This is a genomic window from Sorangium sp. So ce321 (genome assembly GCF_051530195.1).
Classification (GTDB): Bacteria; Myxococcota_A; Polyangia; order Polyangiales; family Polyangiaceae; genus Sorangium.
In genome coordinates this window covers 14,051,522-14,067,759 of record NZ_CP150329.1, presented here as the reverse complement: position 1 = coordinate 14,067,759, position 16,238 = coordinate 14,051,522, and the positions used below count along the sequence as shown (strand labels likewise).

12 protein-coding genes are annotated in these 16,238 nt (G+C 72.7%); 4 read left to right on the top strand and 8 right to left on the bottom strand.

The features are described from left to right. The first annotated feature begins 6 nt into the window (after positions 1–6). Entirely contained in the window at positions 7–294 is a 288-nt protein-coding gene (locus WME89_RS52285) for an MSMEG_0570 family nitrogen starvation response protein (RefSeq protein WP_438006974.1), read from the top strand. A 25-nt stretch (positions 295–319) separates the two neighbouring features. Then, complete coding sequence (locus WME89_RS52280; RefSeq protein WP_438006973.1) at positions 320–1,231, top strand: methylenetetrahydrofolate reductase; 912 nt, start codon at positions 320–322, stop codon at positions 1,229–1,231. A gap of 34 nt (positions 1,232–1,265) precedes the next feature. On the opposite strand, the gene WME89_RS52275 is transcribed toward WME89_RS52280, so the two are convergent. The 5 genes from WME89_RS52275 to WME89_RS52255 all read right to left on the bottom strand — a co-directional run bounded on the left by WME89_RS52275 (position 1,266) and on the right by WME89_RS52255 (position 6,458). Beyond that, positions 1,266–2,429, bottom strand: coding sequence for a flavin reductase (locus WME89_RS52275; protein WP_438006972.1), 1,164 nt, complete (start codon positions 2,427–2,429; stop codon positions 1,266–1,268). Between the two features lie 103 nt (positions 2,430–2,532). Then, positions 2,533–2,901, bottom strand: a complete 369-nt coding sequence (locus WME89_RS52270; protein WP_438006971.1) for a cupin domain-containing protein — start codon at positions 2,899–2,901, stop codon at positions 2,533–2,535. Positions 2,902–2,915: 14 nt separating this feature from the next. Beyond that, positions 2,916–3,365 (bottom strand): 1,2-dihydroxy-3-keto-5-methylthiopentene dioxygenase, encoded by a 450-nt coding sequence (locus WME89_RS52265; RefSeq protein WP_438006970.1) that lies wholly within the window; start codon positions 3,363–3,365, stop codon positions 2,916–2,918. Positions 3,366–3,436: 71 nt separating this feature from the next. Next, the gene (locus tag WME89_RS52260; protein WP_438006969.1) at positions 3,437–4,435 is read right to left on the bottom strand and encodes an FHA domain-containing protein; all 999 of its coding nucleotides are present in this window, start codon (positions 4,433–4,435) and stop codon (positions 3,437–3,439) included. Positions 4,436–4,469: 34 nt separating this feature from the next. Then, on the bottom strand, positions 4,470–6,458 hold the full coding sequence (locus tag WME89_RS52255) for a methyl-accepting chemotaxis protein (RefSeq protein ID WP_438006968.1): 1,989 nt from the start codon (positions 6,456–6,458) through the stop codon (positions 4,470–4,472). Positions 6,459–6,878: 420 nt separating this feature from the next. Between WME89_RS52255 and WME89_RS52250 the strand changes: the two genes are divergently transcribed. Then, entirely contained in the window at positions 6,879–8,645 is a 1,767-nt protein-coding gene (locus WME89_RS52250) for a sensor histidine kinase (protein WP_438006967.1), read from the top strand. Between the two features lie 154 nt (positions 8,646–8,799). Here the strand turns inward: WME89_RS52250 and WME89_RS52245 are convergent, their stop codons facing one another. After that, positions 8,800–12,690, bottom strand: a complete 3,891-nt coding sequence (locus WME89_RS52245; protein ID WP_438006966.1) for a DUF4215 domain-containing protein — start codon at positions 12,688–12,690, stop codon at positions 8,800–8,802. 731 nt (positions 12,691–13,421) lie between these two features. Between WME89_RS52245 and WME89_RS52240 the strand changes: the two genes are divergently transcribed. Beyond that, positions 13,422–14,924: a Do family serine endopeptidase gene (locus WME89_RS52240; RefSeq protein ID WP_438006965.1), complete on the top strand. Its 1,503-nt coding sequence runs from the start codon at positions 13,422–13,424 to the stop codon at positions 14,922–14,924. A 45-nt stretch (positions 14,925–14,969) separates the two neighbouring features. On the opposite strand, the gene WME89_RS52235 is transcribed toward WME89_RS52240, so the two are convergent. Both WME89_RS52235 and WME89_RS52230 read right to left on the bottom strand, forming a co-directional pair. Next, positions 14,970–15,179, bottom strand: coding sequence for a TOBE domain-containing protein (locus tag WME89_RS52235; protein ID WP_438006964.1), 210 nt, complete (start codon positions 15,177–15,179; stop codon positions 14,970–14,972). Positions 15,180–15,267: 88 nt separating this feature from the next. Next, entirely contained in the window at positions 15,268–16,185 is a 918-nt protein-coding gene (locus WME89_RS52230; protein WP_438006963.1) for a phosphatase PAP2 family protein, read from the bottom strand. Positions 16,186–16,238 lie beyond the last annotated feature (53 nt).

Below are 16,238 nucleotides of genomic sequence, written 5' to 3'. Positions count from 1 at the left end.
AGACCCATGCCGGAGATGCGCTTCGTGGTCGAGTGGCCGAGCGGCGAGCAGCAAGTCTGTTACTCGCCTTCTCTCGTCGTGAAAGAGCACCTCGAGGTCGGGGAGAGCTACGAGATCGACGACTTCGTCTCGCGCTGCCGGACGGCCCTCGACATCGCGAGCGAGCGGATCCTCAAGAAATACGGGTTCCCCTGCAGCCTGGCGCGGGCGGAGGCGGCGCGCATCGCCAGCGCTGCCGCGCAGTTCCGCGGCCAGCGCGGGGTCAAGGTCCGAGTCATCAGGTTCGTCGAGTGATGGCGAGTGATGGAAGGAGCAGCAGATGGTGTCGAAATCGAAGATGGAGCGCCTCCTGAGCGAGCGCCGGTTCCTCGTGTCCGCCGAGCTGACGCCCCCGCGTCACCACGACCTGGAGAAGCTGCTCCGGCACGCCCGGAGCATGGCGGACTGCGTCGACGTCGTGCAGATCAACGATCACCTGCTCTCCCAGGCGCGCTGCGCCAACATGGCAGTCGGCCATTTCGTGAAGCAGGAGGGGATCGAGCCGGTGCTCCAGTTCTCGCTGCGCCACAAGAACAGGATCGCCCTCCAGGGCGACCTCCTCGGGATGGCGGCGCTCGGGCTGTCCAACATCATCGTCCTCGGCGGCTATCCGTGCGCCATCGGCTCGGACCCCGACGCGAAGGAGGTGAGCGACGTCGACAGCTACGCGGCGATCGAGCTGACCCGCCGGCTGACGCGCGAGGGGAAGCTCTTCAACGGAGACGTCATCTCGCCGGCGCCCTACTTCCATGTCGGGACCATCGATTTCCCGTGCGCCGAGCAGGCGATCGCCGGGGCCATGGACCGGCTCAGCGCGAAGATCGACGCGGGGGCGAGCTTCATCCAGGTGCAGGCGGTGTTCGAGCTCGCGTCGATGCGCCGCTGGATGGCGGCCGTGGTCGAGCGCGGGCTCCACGAGCGCGCGCACTTCATCGCGGCGATCTTCCCGTTCGCGGGCGTGGATCGGCTGAGCTTCCTGCAGAAGGTGCCGGGCCTCGTGGTCCCCGATCACCTGATCGAGCGCGTCCGGCAGAGCGGCGACGCCGAGGGGGAGAGCTACCGGATCACGCTGGAGCTCGTCCGGGGGCTCCGCGACATCCCGGGGCTCTCGGGCATCCACATGCGCTCCATCGGCGCGGAGGACTGGGTACCCCGGCTCGTCGAGGACGCGGGGCTGCGGCGGGCTGCGTGAGCGCGGCGCGGGGCGAGCGCGGCCCGGCAGGCCCCTACGGCTTGCGGGCGACCCAGAGCAGGGCGAGGCCGTTCATCCGGCGCTCGCGGCGGTCGACCTCGAAGCCGGCGCCGCTGAGGTCGGCGCTGAGCCGGTCCTCGCTGTGGCGGTAGGTGACCTCCGCCGCGTCGGCCCAGGCGAGCATCGCGTGGGCCGTGGGCGGGTTGTACCGCTGGCCGCGCAGGTAGCCGGCCATGGCGATGCGGCTCATCACGGGCGCTGGCTCCAGGAGCGCGAGGCGGCCGCCCGGGCGGAGCACGCGCGCCGCCTCGGCCAGCACCGGGCCCGGCTCGGGCACGTGCAAGAGCAGGTTCGACGAGGTCACCACGTCGAACGAGGCGTCAGGGAACGGGAGCCGCGTCGCGACCGCCTCCCGGAAGGTCACGTTGTCCAGGCCGAGCGCCTTCGCCCGCTGCGAGGCGCGCTCCACCATGGCCGACGTCGCGTCGATGCCGACCGCCTCGTGGCACCGGCGCCCCATCTCGCGCGCCAGGCGGCCCGTGCCACAGCCGAGATCGAGACAGCGCTCCTCCACGCCCGGATCGACCAGCGTGACGAGCTCGTCGACGAGCGTCGCATAAGGCCCCTCCGCCTGCATGCGATCGAAGAAGTCGACCAGCTCGTGAAACGGGATCGCCTGCTCCTTCGCCGCATAACGGTCGCGCCACCGCCAGACGTCGTCGAGCGCCTGGTACGTGCCCCGGTAATACAGGAGCGGCGCGCCGGCCTCGCCCCGGCCCGACGCGAGCGCGCGGCCGACATAGATGATGTGATCGCCCCCGTCGTACGCGTGCTCGACCTTGCAATCGATGAAGGCCAGCACGTCCTTGAGGATCGGGCTGCCGGACTCGGCCACATGCGCCTCGGTGAGGACCGCCTGGCGATCGATGTCCGTGCCCTTGCCGGCGAACAGGTCCGAGATGTCCCGCTGCTGCTCCCGCAGGATGTTCACCGCGAAGACGCCCGACGCCTCGATCGCCGCGCTCGTCCTCGACCGCTTGTCCGCGCAGAACAGCACGAGCGGCGGATCGAGCGAGACGGCGCTGAACGAGTTCACCGTCATCGCCAGCGGCGCGCCGTCCTGCACCGTGGTCACGAGCGTGATCCCGGTCGCGAACTGGCCCAGCACCTTCCGGAACTCCGCGGGATCGAAGAGCATGGGACATAGTACGCGCTCGACGCGCGCCGCGGATCCACGATCTGCGCCGCGCGCCGCGCTGGCGCGAACGCCGCGCGCCGGCACGGGAGCCGCGCGGCTCAGCTCACGCGCCGTCGCGCCGCGCGAGATCCGGCGCGAAGGCGGGTATGCAGAGGGCGAAGTACTCGCTCTCCTCGTCGTACGGGTTGCTGTAGCGGACGCGCTGATCGGGCTCCGTCCAGATGGCCTGGCCGGCAGAGAGGTCGACCGTCTCTCCCGCGATCTCGACCCGCATGCGGCCGCGGATCATCAGCGTCAGCTCGCCGAACGACGGCGTCTGCGCCGGCTCGCTCCACCCCGGCGGGGCCACCATGTGCGCCAGGCTGAACCCGTCCGTGCCGGTGTTCACGCGGCCGAACAGCTCCTCGATCAGCTTGCCGCCAGGGACAGGGATCCGGGTCGCGGACGTGACGAGACGGTAAGGGCGCGCCATCGGGTACCTCGAGATCAGAAAGCGCGCGTCCTGTCGTCGGACACGCGGTAGAGCTGCATGAGCAGGTGACGGCCCCCGTACGGCTGCACGTAGCGGAGGGCGCCGGCCTTGCTCGCCACGAAGCGATGATAGCGCCGCGCCGGCACGACGACGAGATCGCCCGCGCCGACCCAGATGCGCAGCCACTCGTCGTTCAGGCAGCGGACGTCATAAAGGGCCTGCCCCTCCAGGAAGAGCCGCACCTCGTCGCCGAGGTGGCAGTGCTCATCCGCCTCTCTCGCGCTCTCCGCCTCGTCTCGAGGCCTGCTCATGTCGCGGTGGACGTCCTCGTGCTCCGTCCATCCACGCTCCGCGAGGACGCGCTGCAGGGCCGGCGCGGCTGCGCCCGGGTCGAACGCCTCGCACCGGATCCCCTCCGCCTGAAGCTCCGCCGCGGTGTACTCGATCTCGTCCTCAGCTCTCATTCGGATCGCACGCATGCGCACCTCTCCGGGCCTGCGCTCTTCCAACTCTGCGCGCGCGCGACGTCAAGACGCTAACCGCGTCCAAGCAGCCACAGCAGTCCTGCAATGCTGAGGGCCAGCACACCGACCGCGAGCAATGCAATGAGCGCCTCGGTGAAGCCCCATCCACCACCACCGCCCTGGGCGACGCGAGGCGCCGACACCTCAGGCCGCGCCAGCGGCGAAAGCGTGCTCGCGGAGGCAGGAGAAGGCGTCGGCGTGGAAGCCGCCGCCGGCGGCTCGACGGGCGAAGGCGCCTCGAACACCGCGTCTGGACGGAGCAGCTCGCACGGACTGCGCTCGATCTCCGCGAGCGCCTCCGCGGCCGGGTGCTCGAACACGAGCCGATTGCCCGAGAGCGCGAGCACCTGTCCAGGACGCCACACCGTATCGAACTGAGGCACCGGAACGCCGTCCAGCAAAGCCCCGACGCGCGATCCGAGGTCCTGAACCGAGAATTGATCACCCCTGCGCGTAATGGCCACATGACGGCGCGAGAGGTCCGGGTCGTCGAGGGCAAGGTCGGTGTCCTTGGCGCGCCCGAGGATGTAAGGGCGCCCCGACTGGTCGAGGCGCAGCTCGCGGCCGCGGTCCGGGCCGTCGACGACGACGACGCGCGGCGCGGGGTCCTCGCCCTGCGCCTGGAGGCCGCGCGCGACGAGCTCGAGGGCGAGCTCCTTCGCGACCGCGGCCGGGGCGCCCTTCGGGATCGCCGGCTCGATCCGGAGCGCGAGCCACACGCGGCCGACCCGGATGCGATCGCCCGAGCGCAGCGGCATCGCCGTGCGCGGGGCGATGCGGGTCTTGCCGAGGAAGGTGCCGTTCTCGCTGCCCTCGTCGAGGAGCAGGTAGGTCGCGCCGCGCTGCCGGATCGACGCGTGCCGGTGGCTCACGCTCGCGTCGGGGAGGCGCACCTCGCAGCCCTCCGCGCGGCCGATGATGATGCGGGGCGCGTCCAGGGTCAGGGAGAGCTCGCCACCGTCCTCCTTGCCCGCCTCGGCGGGCGCGAGCACCACGATCGTCAGCGCCATGGATGCTGCCTATGCGCGGGAGGGCGGCGTGGGGTCAAATCGCCGCCGTGCGACGCATCCGCTCGGCGGCGCTGACGAGCTGCCGCACCGCCTGGTCCTGCTGCCGCGCCGCCTCCTCGATGCGCTTGCCCGCCTCGATGAGCTGCTCGCCGCCGCGCGTCTGGCTGCGGTGCGAGGCGTTGAGGCTGTGGACCTGGTTCGAGATCTGCTCGATCGCGCTCGTGATCTGGCGACCGCCGCGCGCCTGCTCCTGGGCCGACCGCTCCACGTGCTGCGTGATGGTCCGCATCTTCTCCGCGCTCTTCATGATGAGCTCCGACCCGCGCGCCTGCTCCGCCGTGGCGGCGGCGATCTGCTGCACCGTCTCGGCGATGCGGCCGATCGCGTCGGTGACCTGCTTCGACCCCTTGGCCTGCTCGACCGTGGCGCGGGCGATGGCGCGCACCATGTTCGTCGACTTCTGCGAGCTCTCCAGGATCTTCTTCAGGGCGCGCTCGGCCTCGTTCGACACCTCGACGCCGCGGTCGACGTTGTGGGCGCCGCGCTCGACGGCGGCGATCGCGTTCTTCGACTCGGACTGGATGGTCTTGATGAGCTCCGCGATCTCCTTCGTGCTGCCGCCGGCGCGCTCGGCGAGGTCCTTGATCTCGTCGGCGACGACCGCGAAGCCCTTGCCATGCTCGCCCGCCTGGGCGGCGATGATCGCGGCGTTCAGCGCGAGCAGGTTCGTCTGCTCGGCGACGTCGTCGATGACGGCCAGGATCTGCCCGATCGCCTCGATCCGGAAGCCGAGGTTCGAGATGACCGCCACGGCCTCCTGGCTCGACTCCTTGATGCGGTAGATCTCGCCGATCGTCTTCAGGATCGCCTCGGCGCCCTTCTCGGCGTCGGTCGCCACCTCCTCGGAGAGGCGGGCCGTCTCGTTCGCGTTCGACTGGACCTGGTCGATGGAGACGTCCATCTGGTTCATCGAGGAGCTCGTCTCCTCGGCCGTCAGCGCCAGGGCGTCGACGTTCTTCGCGACCTCGCGGATGGAGTAGGCCATCTCCTCGATCGACGAGACCGTCTCGCGCACGCTCGACCCGAGCTCGCCGACGTTCTCGGCGACCTCCTCGTTCGTGGCCGTCATCTCGAGGATGCTCGAGCTCGACTCCTCGGCGCTCGACGCGAGCGACTCGACGGACTGGGCGATGTTCGCGAGCGCGGTGATCATGTCGCGGATGTAGACGATCGCCTGCTCGCTCGCGTGCATGACGCTGCTCACGCCGTCGCTCAGCTTGGGCAGGAGCTCGTCGAGGAGCACGGTCGCCTGCGCCAGCTCGGTCCGGCGCTGCTTGTCGCGCAGCTCGGCCTGGGAGATCCGCTCCGCGATGCCGGTGAGCTCCGTGTAGAGGCGCGAGAGCTCCGCCGGGGCGCCGGGCGGGACGCGCACCCGCTCGCCGGTGGTGGCGCGCAGCACCGAGTCCACGAGCGCGTCGACGTCGATGTCCGGGCCCCGCTGCGCGAGGTCGTTCACCTTGCGCGTGAGCGCCGCGCACTCGCGCTCGAGGGTGTCGCGCTCCTTCAGGAGCCCGTCGCGCTCGCGGCTCAGGTTGTCGCGTTCCCGCTCCAGGGTGTCGCGCTGCCGCTCGACCCCGTCGCGCTCGCGGCTCAGGCCGTCCCGCTCCCGGGCGAGCTTGTCGCGCTCCTCGGCGAGCGCGTGGCGCTCCTCCGCGAGCTCGGCCTGGCGGCCGGCGATCTCGGCGATCTGCTCGTAGGTCTCGGCGACGTCGGCGGGGGCGCCCTCGGGCAGCTTGGGCCGCTTGCCCCGCGCGGCCGCGCGGAGCGCGTCGCGCAGGCCCCCGAGGGGGACGCCGCCCTTGCCCGCGACGCTCGCGTACACCACCGCCACCGCCGCGGAGATGCCGAAGAACATGAACAGCTGGCTCGAGAACTCCGCCAGCGACTTCGACGCGAGACTCAAGCCGAAGCCGATGAACGCGAGGATTACGGCGATGGCGATGGGGAGCTGCTTGGAGTTCATTTCGTGCGTTCCAGCGCGGTCGAGCCGCGGCGCGTGCGTGGGCCAGCGCGCACCCGACGACCTCGAAGGACGACCGAGCGTAAGAGGCGAGTGCCCCCCGGTGCAAGGAGAGCGCGCGGCAGAAGCGCGGTGAGCCGCCGAGGGGAGGCGAGCAGCGGACCGAGACCTCCTGGGCAGAGGCGCAGGGGCGGGCCCGCGCGGCTGGGGGAAAAGCCGCGAACTTGGACGACCGCGGGCCGATCGCGTATCCACGGAGACCGCGCCGGAGAAGGAGCGCGTCGCGGAGGGCTCGGCGCGGCCGAAGATTCCTCTACCATCGACATCGTATCGAGACCCACCACCGCCGCGGTCCGCGGCGGCCGCCCGGCCGTCCTGGCGGCCGGGGCGGCCTCGCGGCCGGCCGGCTGTCACGGCCCCGCCATGCCCCTCGCCGCTCGCCTCCTGCTCGCCTTCGGGCTCGTCGCGATCATCGCGACGGCGTTCGTCGGGCTGACCCTGCGCGAGGCGTCGCGGGAGATCATCGAGAGCGGCTTCGCCGACCGGATCGACGCGGCGCACGCCGGCGTCCGGCAGCAGCTCGCGTGGGAGGCCGACGCCCTGGGCGATCTCCTGCCGCCGCTCTGCCAGCACGACACGTTCGTCGACAAGGCCCACGTCGAGCTCGAGCGGGCCAAGGGCGACCCGGACGCCATGGATCCGTCGAGCCGCATCGCGATCCGCCGGCAGGTCCCGAGCCAGGCCAAGGCGCTGCGCCTCGACGAGCTCTCGCTCGTGGCGGGCAACGGGAGCGTCCTCGGGGCCGAGGACGCCGCGCGCATCGGCACCCGCGACGCGCGGCTGTCGGAGCTGATCAAGGCGCCCGGGGGCGCGCCGCGGCTGCGGCCGGCGAAGGCGGGGGGCGAGCCGTCGCTGGAGGTCCACTGCGCCCTGTCGAGCCACGGGGTCACGCTCGGCCTCGTGGGCGCGCGGCGGATCGGCCCGGTGCTCGCGCGGATCGGCGACGCGTACGACGTGCGGCTCACCGCGGCGCGCGAGGGGCAGCCCGCGCCCCGGAGCAGCGAGGCGGAGGTGGCGCGCGTCCTGCACTTCCCGGAGGTCCCGGGCCTCGACGTCGTCGCCTCGGTGTCGCGCGACCCGCTGCGGCAGGCGCTGGCCCGGCTGGACCGCTCGATCGCGCTCACCGGCGCCACGGTGCTGGCGATCGCCCTCGCGATCGCGGTGGTGCTGGCGCGCAGCCTGTCGCGGCCGCTCGTGGCGCTGGCCCACGAGACGCGCGAGGTCATGAGCGGCGCGCCGCGGCGGGTGGAGGGGCGCGGCGGGCGGGAGATCGCCGATCTCGCGGCGGCGTTCAACGCGACGATCGACGAGCTCGCGGCGATGCGCAAGCGCCTGGCGGCGACCGAGCGCATCGCGGCGCGGCGCGAGGTAGCGCGCCAGATCGCCCACGAGATCAAGAACCCGCTCGCGCCGATCCGGGCGGCGGTGGAGACGCTGCGGCGGCTGCGGCAGCGCGAGGACCCGGCGTTCGACGACTACTTCGAGGAGGCGACGTCGACGGTGCTGAACGAGGTGCACCGGATCGCGAACATCGTGACCGAGTTCACCCGGTTCGCGCGCCTGCCGCCGCCCAACCTGGAGCCCGTCGATCTCGTGGCGGTCGCGCGCGGGGTGGTGACGCTGCACGCGGCGCCGGTGTCGGGCGAGGCGATCGTCACCGAGACGCCCGGGGCGGGCGGGGCAGCGCTGCCGCGCGTGGAGCTCGTGGCCGAGCCGATCCCGAAGGTCTCCGCGGACCGGGACCAGATGATCCAGGTGCTCACGAACCTGGTCCAGAACGGGCTCGACGCGGCGGGCGCGGTCCGGCGCGACCCGCGCGTCTCGGTGACGATCGGCCCGCTGCCGAACGACCGCGTGCGGATCGTGGTGCGCGACAACGGGCCCGGCGTGGCGGAGGACATGGTGCCGCGCCTGTTCGAGCCGTACGCGACCAGCAAGGAGAAGGGGACGGGGCTCGGGCTCGCGATCGCGCAGCGGATCGTGTTCGAGCACGGCGGGGAGATCAGCTACCGGAAGGCCCAGAAGGGGGGCGCGGTCTTCGAGATATGGCTGCCCGTCGCGGGGCCGCCCCTCCTGGAGAAGCCGCCGGGGGACACCACGGTGCGGCCGAGGGTGCCGGAGGCGCCGTGAGCCGGGGCGCTCCCGCCGTCGCGCGCCGAGGGGCGCGGCGGAGAGGGGCGGCGGCGGAGGGGGTGGGAGGCGCGGCCCGGGGGGGAGGCGCGGCCCGGGGGGCGGGCGGCGCGCGCCGGGCGACGCGCGCCGCTCCGCTCACCCGGTCGTCCGGCTAGAGAGGCTGGCTGTCGTACTCGCAGGCCGAGCTGCAGCCGTCGCCGCTCGTGTTGTTCCCGTCGTCGCACTCCTCGTAGAGGCTCTGCCGGTCGCCGTCGCCGCAGTACGGCCCGTAGACGCAGCCCGGCGCGCACTTGCCGTAGCCGCCGGTGTTGTTGCCGTCGCCGTCGTCGCACTGCTCGGCGCCGTTCACCACGCCGTCGCCGCAGCGCGGCCCGTACTTGCACTGCGGGCCGCACTCGCCGTAGCCGCCGTCGTTCACGCCGTCGTCGCACTGCTCGCCGATGTTGGCCTGCACCACCGCGTCGCCGCACTGGGCGCCGAGGCGGCAGTTCTCGCTGCAGCCGGTCGCCTCGTTCGGCGGATCGCACTGCTCGCCCCACTCCTCGTCGACGCTGCTGTCGCCGCACTGGGCCGCCGGCGTGCAGTCCGGGAAGCAGCTGCCGTAGAAGCCGTCGTTCACGCCGTCGTCGCAGGTCTCGGGGCCGCTGATGATCGCGTCGCCGCAGTACGGCCCGTACGAGCAGCGCTCATCGCACCCGTTGTACGCGCCGGTGTTGCTGCCCTCGCCGAGGTCGCAGTCCTCCTCGTCGGGCTGCACCACGCCGTCGCCGCAGCGCGGCCCGTACAGGCACATGGGGGCGCACTCGCCGTAGCCGCCGTTGTTGATGCCGTCGTCGCACTCCTCGCCGTAGCTCGCCTGCACCACCGCGTCGCCGCAGTGGGCCCCGAGCTGGCAGGCCACGCAGTTCGGGTCGGCCGGGTCGTCGCACTCCTCGCCCCACTCCTCGTCGACGCTGCGGTCGCCGCACCGCGGGGCGCGCGTGCAGTTCGGGTTGCAGGTGCCGTAGAAGCCGTCGTTGCTGCCGTCGTCGCACTGCTCGGCGCCGTTGACCGTGCCGTCGCCGCACGACGGCCCGATCTCGCACGAGGTCGTGCAGCCGCCGTAGCCGCTCGCGGTGTTGCCGGCGCCGAGGTCGCACGCCTCGTACGGGGCGTTGACCGAGCCGTCGCCGCAGCGGGGCGGGTTCACGCACCCGGGCGCGCAGGCGCCGGACGCGTTGGCGTACATGCTGTTGTTGACGCCGTTATCGCACTGCTCCGGGCCGTTCCTGACGCCGTCGCCGCAGTAGGAGCCGAGCTGGCAGTTGTTGCACTTGCCGTAGCCCGTGCCGTTGTCGGTGCCGTCGTCGCACTCCTCCCCGGGCGTCACGACCGGCGGGTTGACCCCGCACTGCGGCGTGCAGACCGACGTGCCGGCGCTGAAGCCCGCCAGCGTGAGCTGGTAGTTCGAGCCGGTGACGTGGCGCTCGGCCTGGAACACCACGATCTCGTAGACCTTGCCCGCCTCGAGGTTGAGGTCGACGGTGCGCGCCGGGCCCGCCCCCGTGCAGCCGTCGCCGGTGCAGGCGCTCACGCGGGCGTCGCCGTTGTCGAGGATGGTCACGCTCTCCTGGGCGCGCCCGTGGATGCCGCCGATGTCCGCGGTCAGCGTGTTCTTGATGAACACCCAGACGTCGTCGTCACCGTAGAAGGTGAGCACCGGGTTGTTGCTCGCGGTGGTGTCCGGGGTGAACTGGAACCAGTACCGGACCTCGCTCGTGAAGTAGAAGTTGTGCCCTGGGTCGCGCGCCCTCTCGAGCCCGTCGGCGACGAGGCTGTCGAGCGCGGGATCGGCGCCGGGCGGGTCGACGTCCACCGGCCAGAACGGGTTCCGCTGGTAAACGTAGCTGCCGCCGCCCGCATCGGTCAGCTCGATCGTGGTGATGAGCGTCCGGTTGTAGTTGGGGTTGTCCCGGTACCACCACCGGAAGTTGTTTTGCCCCGAGGTCCAGCCGTTCGCGGCGCTCGGCGTGATGAACGGGTTGCCGTAGGCGTTCACGGGCTTGCCGTCGGCGTCGAGCGTCGTCTGCACGGTGCCGTCGGTCTGCCTGCCGTCGGGGGTGATCTCGAAATCGAAGTGCCCCGTGATGGAGTCCGTCAGGTTGGCGTCGCAGGCGGAGTTGCTCGTGGCGGTGTTGTAGGTCTCCGGGCACCAGCCGATGAAGTCGCGGATGACCATCGGCAGCCGCATCTCGGTGGGCGCCACCGAGCAGACGTAGCCCGCCTCGACCGTGCACGCGGCGGAGCAGCCGTCGCCGCTCACGTTGTTGCCGTCGTCGCACTGCTCGGCGGCGTCGCCGGGCAGGAGGATGCCGTCGCCGCACTCCGAGCTGCACGCGCCGCCGGTGCAGGCCGGCTCGCGCTTGCAGTCCGGCGTACAACCGTCGTGCCAGCTGGCGTTGCCGTCGTCGCAGACCTCGGTGCCCTCGCGGACGCCGTCGCCGCACTCGGAGAAGCCCCTGCAGTCCTGGGGCCGGCTGTCGGTGCACACCCGCCCAGGCTCGATCTTGCAGGTCTCGTCGCAGCCGTCGCCGCCGAACGCGTCGCCGTCGTCGCACTGCTCGGCGCCGATCCTGATCCCGTCGCCGCAGACCGTCTTGCAGGGGAACCCGACGCGCGAGCAGTCCCACCCCGGCTCGATGGTCCGGCAGTCGGCGCTGCAGCCGTCGCCGTCGGCCGGCGGGCGCTCGCCGTCGTCGCAGACCTCGGCGCCGCCGATCACGCCGTCGCCGCAGACCGGCGGCGGGGGCGGGGTGCACGCGCCGCCGCGCGGCGGGCACGTCCAGCCGAGCTCGATCTTGCACTGCGCGGTGCAGCCGTCGCCGCCCTCGGGCGACGCGCCGCCGCCGTCATCGCACTGCTCGCCGACCTGCACCGCGCCGTCGCCGCAATAGGTCCTCCGCGTGCAGGGCTGGCCAGGCCTGCAGACCCAGCCTTCCTCGAGCCGGCAGTCCGCGGTGCAGCCGTCGCCGCTGTCCGGCACGGCCTCGCCGTCGTCGCACTGCTCGCTGCCGTTCACGCGGCTGTCGCCGCACCTGTAGAGGAGCAGGCAGGGCTCGCCCGGCTCGGGGCACACGTACGACGGGTCCCGCACCTGGCAATCGGCGCTGCAGCCGTCGCCGTCCGCCGTGTTGCCGTCGTCGCACAGCTCTCCCGGCTGCACCTCGCCGTCGCCGCACTCGATGAGCAGCTCGCAGGGCGAGCCGGGCGTCGGGCAGAAATAAAAGGGCTCTTGCCGGCACAGGCTCGAGCAGCCGTCGCCGCTCGCGGTGTTGCCGTCGTCGCACCCCTCACCGGTCTCCTTGGCGCTGTTGCCGCAGACAGGGAGGCGGGTGCACGGCTGGCCGGGGCGGCTGCACTGATACCCCGCCTCGCGCTTGCACTCGGCGTCGCAGCCGTCGCCGGACGCGGGCGGGTCGTCGCCGTCCTCGCACTCCTCCGCGCCGTTCACGCGGCCATCGCCGCAGTCGTAGAGCAGGATGCACGGCTCGCCCGGCCGCGGGCAGACGTGCGATGAGTCGACGTAGTAGCAATCGGCGCTGCAGCCGTCGCCGTCGACGGTGTTGCCGTCGTCGCAGAACTCGCCGGGGTGGAGGATGCCGTCGCCGCACGCGATGGTGATCACGCAGGGCTCGCCGGGGGTCGTACACTCCCAGTACGGCTCGACCTGGCACTGACCGGAGCAGCCGTCGCCAGGCAAGGTGTTGCCGTCGTCGCAGGCCTCGCTCTCCTGGTTCCGCGCGCCGTCGCCGCAGGCGGGGTCGGGCGGCAGGAAACACTCGGGCGGCGGCTCGGCGACGTCGCAGGGGTCCGGCCCGGCGCCGCCGCTGCCGGTCAGCCCGACGCCGCTGCCGACCGTGAACTCGGGCTCACCGCCGGCCCCTCCGGAGCCGGGCCCGCCACCCGAGCCGCCGCCGGAGCTCGACCCGCTCTCGGTGCCGGCCGCGCCCGGAGACGAGGCGTCCCCGCCGCAGGCGGCCGTCACTTGAAGCAATCCCACCATCAAAGCCAGATAAGAGGTTCTCAAACCCACGACCCACCTCGATGACGCGCGTTGCGCTCTTCGTAGGCAAACGGCATCGGCGTGCACTTTATCGCGAAGGGCCATCGGGCCTCCAGGCGGAAATCGCCCGTCGGGACATTGCTCTTCTCTACCCTTCAGCCTGCTGGGCTCGGCGCGCGCGTTCGGCGTGTCTTCACGTTCGGCGCGTTCAGCGCGTTCGGCGCGTTCGGCGCGTTGGAGGCGTTCGGCGTCACGCCGGGACCGCGCGAGGCGCCGCGAGCGGATGACGCACCTGACGCGACGCGGGGTGCGACCCGGCATCACAACGTCATGTCAGCACGAGCACGCCCGGGCTCTGGCCGTGACAGGTCTTGACTTCTCCGCGCGCGCTGCGGATCAAACATGCTGTCTGGAGGCGCCGCGGGCGGATACGGCCGTGAAGCTCGGGTGGCGTCGCGGCGAAACGGAGCTGCCGGACACGAGCGAGCTGGCGCGCCCGCAGCGACGCGGCGATCGCGCCACAGTGATTCGGACGGCGAGGATAGCCTGAGACAAAACGCCCCGACGGCCGCGGCGCGGCCCTGCCGTGATCGCCTGTCCTCCCGCGGGGACCCGCGGCGAGCGGACGCGGATAGCGCCGCTCCGGTCGGGCACCGGCCAGCTCATCCAGGCTGCGCGCGCGACGTCGCGCGCGGCGTCGCGGGGCACGGGACATGAATGGAGCCGCCGGCATGCACGCACGCTGGGCGCTCCCTCTCGCGGTGTTCATGGCGCTTCCGCTCGGCTGCCTCGACCGGGCGGAGCAGCGGCCCCGGGGTGAGCTGCGCGGCGAGGCCGCCGCGCCGGCGCCGGGGCCGCTCGACGTGCCGCCCGCCGCCCGCCAGGCGATCTCGCTCCAGGAGGGCTTCGCGCCGATCGTGTCGCGCGTGAGCGCCGCCGTCGTGAACATCTCGTCCGTGCGGTTCGTCCGCCCGCCGACCCCGGAGCGCACCCCGTTCTTCTCGGACCCGTTCTTCCGCGACTTCTTCGGGCCGGAGGGGGGCGTCGGGCGGGATGGACAGCCGCCGTCGGCGCCCCGCGTGCAGCGCGAGCAGAGCCTCGGCTCGGGCGTGATCGTGTCGCGCGAGGGGCATGTGATCACCAATGCGCACGTGGTCCAGGGCGCGAGTCAGGTGCGCGTCGCGCTGCCGGGCAGGCCGGAGATGAAGGCGGCGGTCGTCGGCGTGGACGCGAAGACCGACGTCGCGGTGCTGAAGCTCGACGGGGGCGAGTTCGCCTTCGCGGCGTTCGGCGACTCGGACGCGGCGCGCGTCGGCGACTTCGCCCTCGCGATCGGGAACCCGTTCGGCATCGGCCAGACCGTCACCCAGGGGATCATCAGCGCCGTCGGCCGCGGCAACATGGGCATCGTCGACTACGAGGACTTCCTCCAGACCGACGCGGCCATCAACCCGGGCAACTCGGGGGGCGCGCTCGTCAGCATGACGGGGGAGCTCATCGGCATCAACACGGCCATCCTCGCGCGCGGCGGGCAGGGCAACCAGGGGATCGGGTTCGCCGTGCCGTCGAAGCTCGCCCGCGCGGTGATGGAGCAGATCCTGGAGCACGGCCGCGTGATCCGCGGCGCGCTCGGCGTCGCGATCCAGGACGTCTCGCCCGCGCTCGCCGAGGCGCTCGGGCTCCCGCCGGACACGCGCGGCGCCGTGGTCAGCGACGTGTCCGAGGGGAGCGCCGCCGAGAAGGCCGGGCTCCGGCGCGGCGACGTCGTCGTCGCGCTGCGCGGCGAGCACCTGGCCGACGGCCGCGACCTGCGGATGCGCATCGCCGAGACGAAGCCGGGCACCCGGGTGGAGCTGCGCGTGCTCCGCGACGGCAGGAGCCTCACGCTCACCGCCACGCTCGACGAGCTGCCGGAGCCGCAGCAGGAGGAGCCCGCGCCGGCGCCGGCGGCGTCGGGCGCGCTCGGGATCGACGTCGCGGCGCTCTCGGACGACCTGCGGCGGCGGTTCGAGGTCCCCGGCGACCTGAAGGGCGCGCTCGTCGTGGGGCTGAGCCCCGAGGGCCCCGCGGCGAGGGCGGGGCTCGGCGCGGGGGACGTCGTCCTGGAGGCGAACCGCAAGCCGGTGACGAGCCCCGAGCAGCTCAAGCAGGAGGTCGAGGCGACGGGCGACCGGCCGGTGCTGCTGCTCGTATGGCGGGACGGCAGGACGCGGTTCGTGCTCGTCGAGCGGTGAGCCGCGGCAGCGGGCCTCGCGCCGGCCCGCCGCCGCCGGCGCCGCTCACCCGGTGGTCACCATGATCTCGGTCGCCTTGATGAGCGCCTGCACGTCCTGGCCGACCGTCAGCCCGAGCTCCTTCACCGCGTCGCTGGTGATCACCGCGACGAGCTCGACCCCGCCGGGGCCGTCCAGCACCACCTTGGCCATGACGTCGCCGACGACGATCTCCTTGATCTTCCCGGGAATCTTGTTCCTGCCGCTGATCTGCATCCCCCACCTCCCCCGGGGTGGATCTTACCGCGGCGCGGCCGTGCCGGCCGCGCTGCCGCCGCGGGCGGTGAAGCTGCGCGGCGGCCGCTCAGTCGGTCAGCAGCCGGCCGTCGACCCGGCGAGGCCTGCGCCGCGCTACCTCGATCCCCGAGATGCAGGCGGCCAGCCACACGCTCCCTGCCGCGAACCCTGCGAGCACGTCGCTGAGGTAGTGCACGCCGAGGTACATCCGGCTGAAGCCCATGGCCACGGTCCAGCTGAGCGCGAAGGCGACGAGCAGGAGGCGCGCGCGGAGCGTCCGGACGAACAGGAGCCCGAGGTACGAGAGCATGCCGAAGGTGATGAAGGTGCCCATCGAGTGACCGCTCGGAAAGCTCCACCCGTGGGCGACAGCGAGCGGGTCGGCGAACGTCGGCCGCTGCCGCGCGAACAGGGCCTTGAGCGCCCAGTTGAGGAGCCCGCCCCCGGCGAGCGCGATGAGCCAGCCGATCGCGAGGACGCGGTGCTGCCGCCGGAGCAGCGCCGCGGCCACGACGATCGCGACGACGGTGAGCGCCGCGCCGCTGCCGAGGAAGGTGAAGGCGCGCAGCGCCGCCACGCCGGCGCTGCTCGACGACGCGTGGAGCGCGCGGGCGAGCGCGAGGTCGACCTGCACGATCCACGCGCCCCCGTTCACCGCCTCCGCGAGCGCGACGAACACGAGCGCGGCCATGCTGAGCGCGAGGCCGAGGGCGAGGTGGATGACGAGGTACTCGGCCGCGGAGAGCCCGTGGAGCACCCGCGCGAGCGCGGGGAACCGCTGCACGGCCGGGTGCTCGGCCGCCGCGCGGTAGGCCCGGACGGCGCGCCCCCACAGCGCGCGCGCGTGGCGCTCGGAGAGGCGGGCGACGGCGACGAGCCCGAGCAGCGCCACGACCGTCCCGGCCAGGAGCAGCGCGAGCAGCACGAAGGGCCGCGCGCCGACGGCGGCGGCGAGCTGTTCCGCGCTCAGATCCAGCGCTTCCATGGGGGAGCACTAGTATCGCGCCCCGGAAATCCCGCCAGAAAAACCGGTCGACG

Bases quoted from the DNA above. Each gene is read 5' to 3' on its own strand.
- WME89_RS52285 (WP_438006974.1), top strand. From the start codon at position 7: ATGCCGGAGATGCGCTTCGTGGTCGAGTGGCCGAGCGGCGAGCAGCAA.
- WME89_RS52280 (WP_438006973.1), top strand. From the start codon at position 320: ATGGTGTCGAAATCGAAGATGGAGCGCCTCCTGAGCGAGCGCCGGTTC.
- WME89_RS52275 (WP_438006972.1), bottom strand. From the start codon at position 2,429: ATGCTCTTCGATCCCGCGGAGTTCCGGAAGGTGCTGGGCCAGTTCGCG.
- WME89_RS52270 (WP_438006971.1), bottom strand. From the start codon at position 2,901: ATGGCGCGCCCTTACCGTCTCGTCACGTCCGCGACCCGGATCCCTGTC.
- WME89_RS52265 (WP_438006970.1), bottom strand. From the start codon at position 3,365: ATGAGAGCTGAGGACGAGATCGAGTACACCGCGGCGGAGCTTCAGGCG.
- WME89_RS52260 (WP_438006969.1), bottom strand. From the start codon at position 4,435: ATGGCGCTGACGATCGTGGTGCTCGCGCCCGCCGAGGCGGGCAAGGAG.
- WME89_RS52255 (WP_438006968.1), bottom strand. From the start codon at position 6,458: ATGAACTCCAAGCAGCTCCCCATCGCCATCGCCGTAATCCTCGCGTTC.
- WME89_RS52250 (WP_438006967.1), top strand. From the start codon at position 6,879: ATGCCCCTCGCCGCTCGCCTCCTGCTCGCCTTCGGGCTCGTCGCGATC.
- WME89_RS52245 (WP_438006966.1), bottom strand. From the start codon at position 12,690: ATGGTGGGATTGCTTCAAGTGACGGCCGCCTGCGGCGGGGACGCCTCG.
- WME89_RS52240 (WP_438006965.1), top strand. From the start codon at position 13,422: ATGCACGCACGCTGGGCGCTCCCTCTCGCGGTGTTCATGGCGCTTCCG.
- WME89_RS52235 (WP_438006964.1), bottom strand. From the start codon at position 15,179: ATGCAGATCAGCGGCAGGAACAAGATTCCCGGGAAGATCAAGGAGATC.
- WME89_RS52230 (WP_438006963.1), bottom strand. From the start codon at position 16,185: ATGGAAGCGCTGGATCTGAGCGCGGAACAGCTCGCCGCCGCCGTCGGC.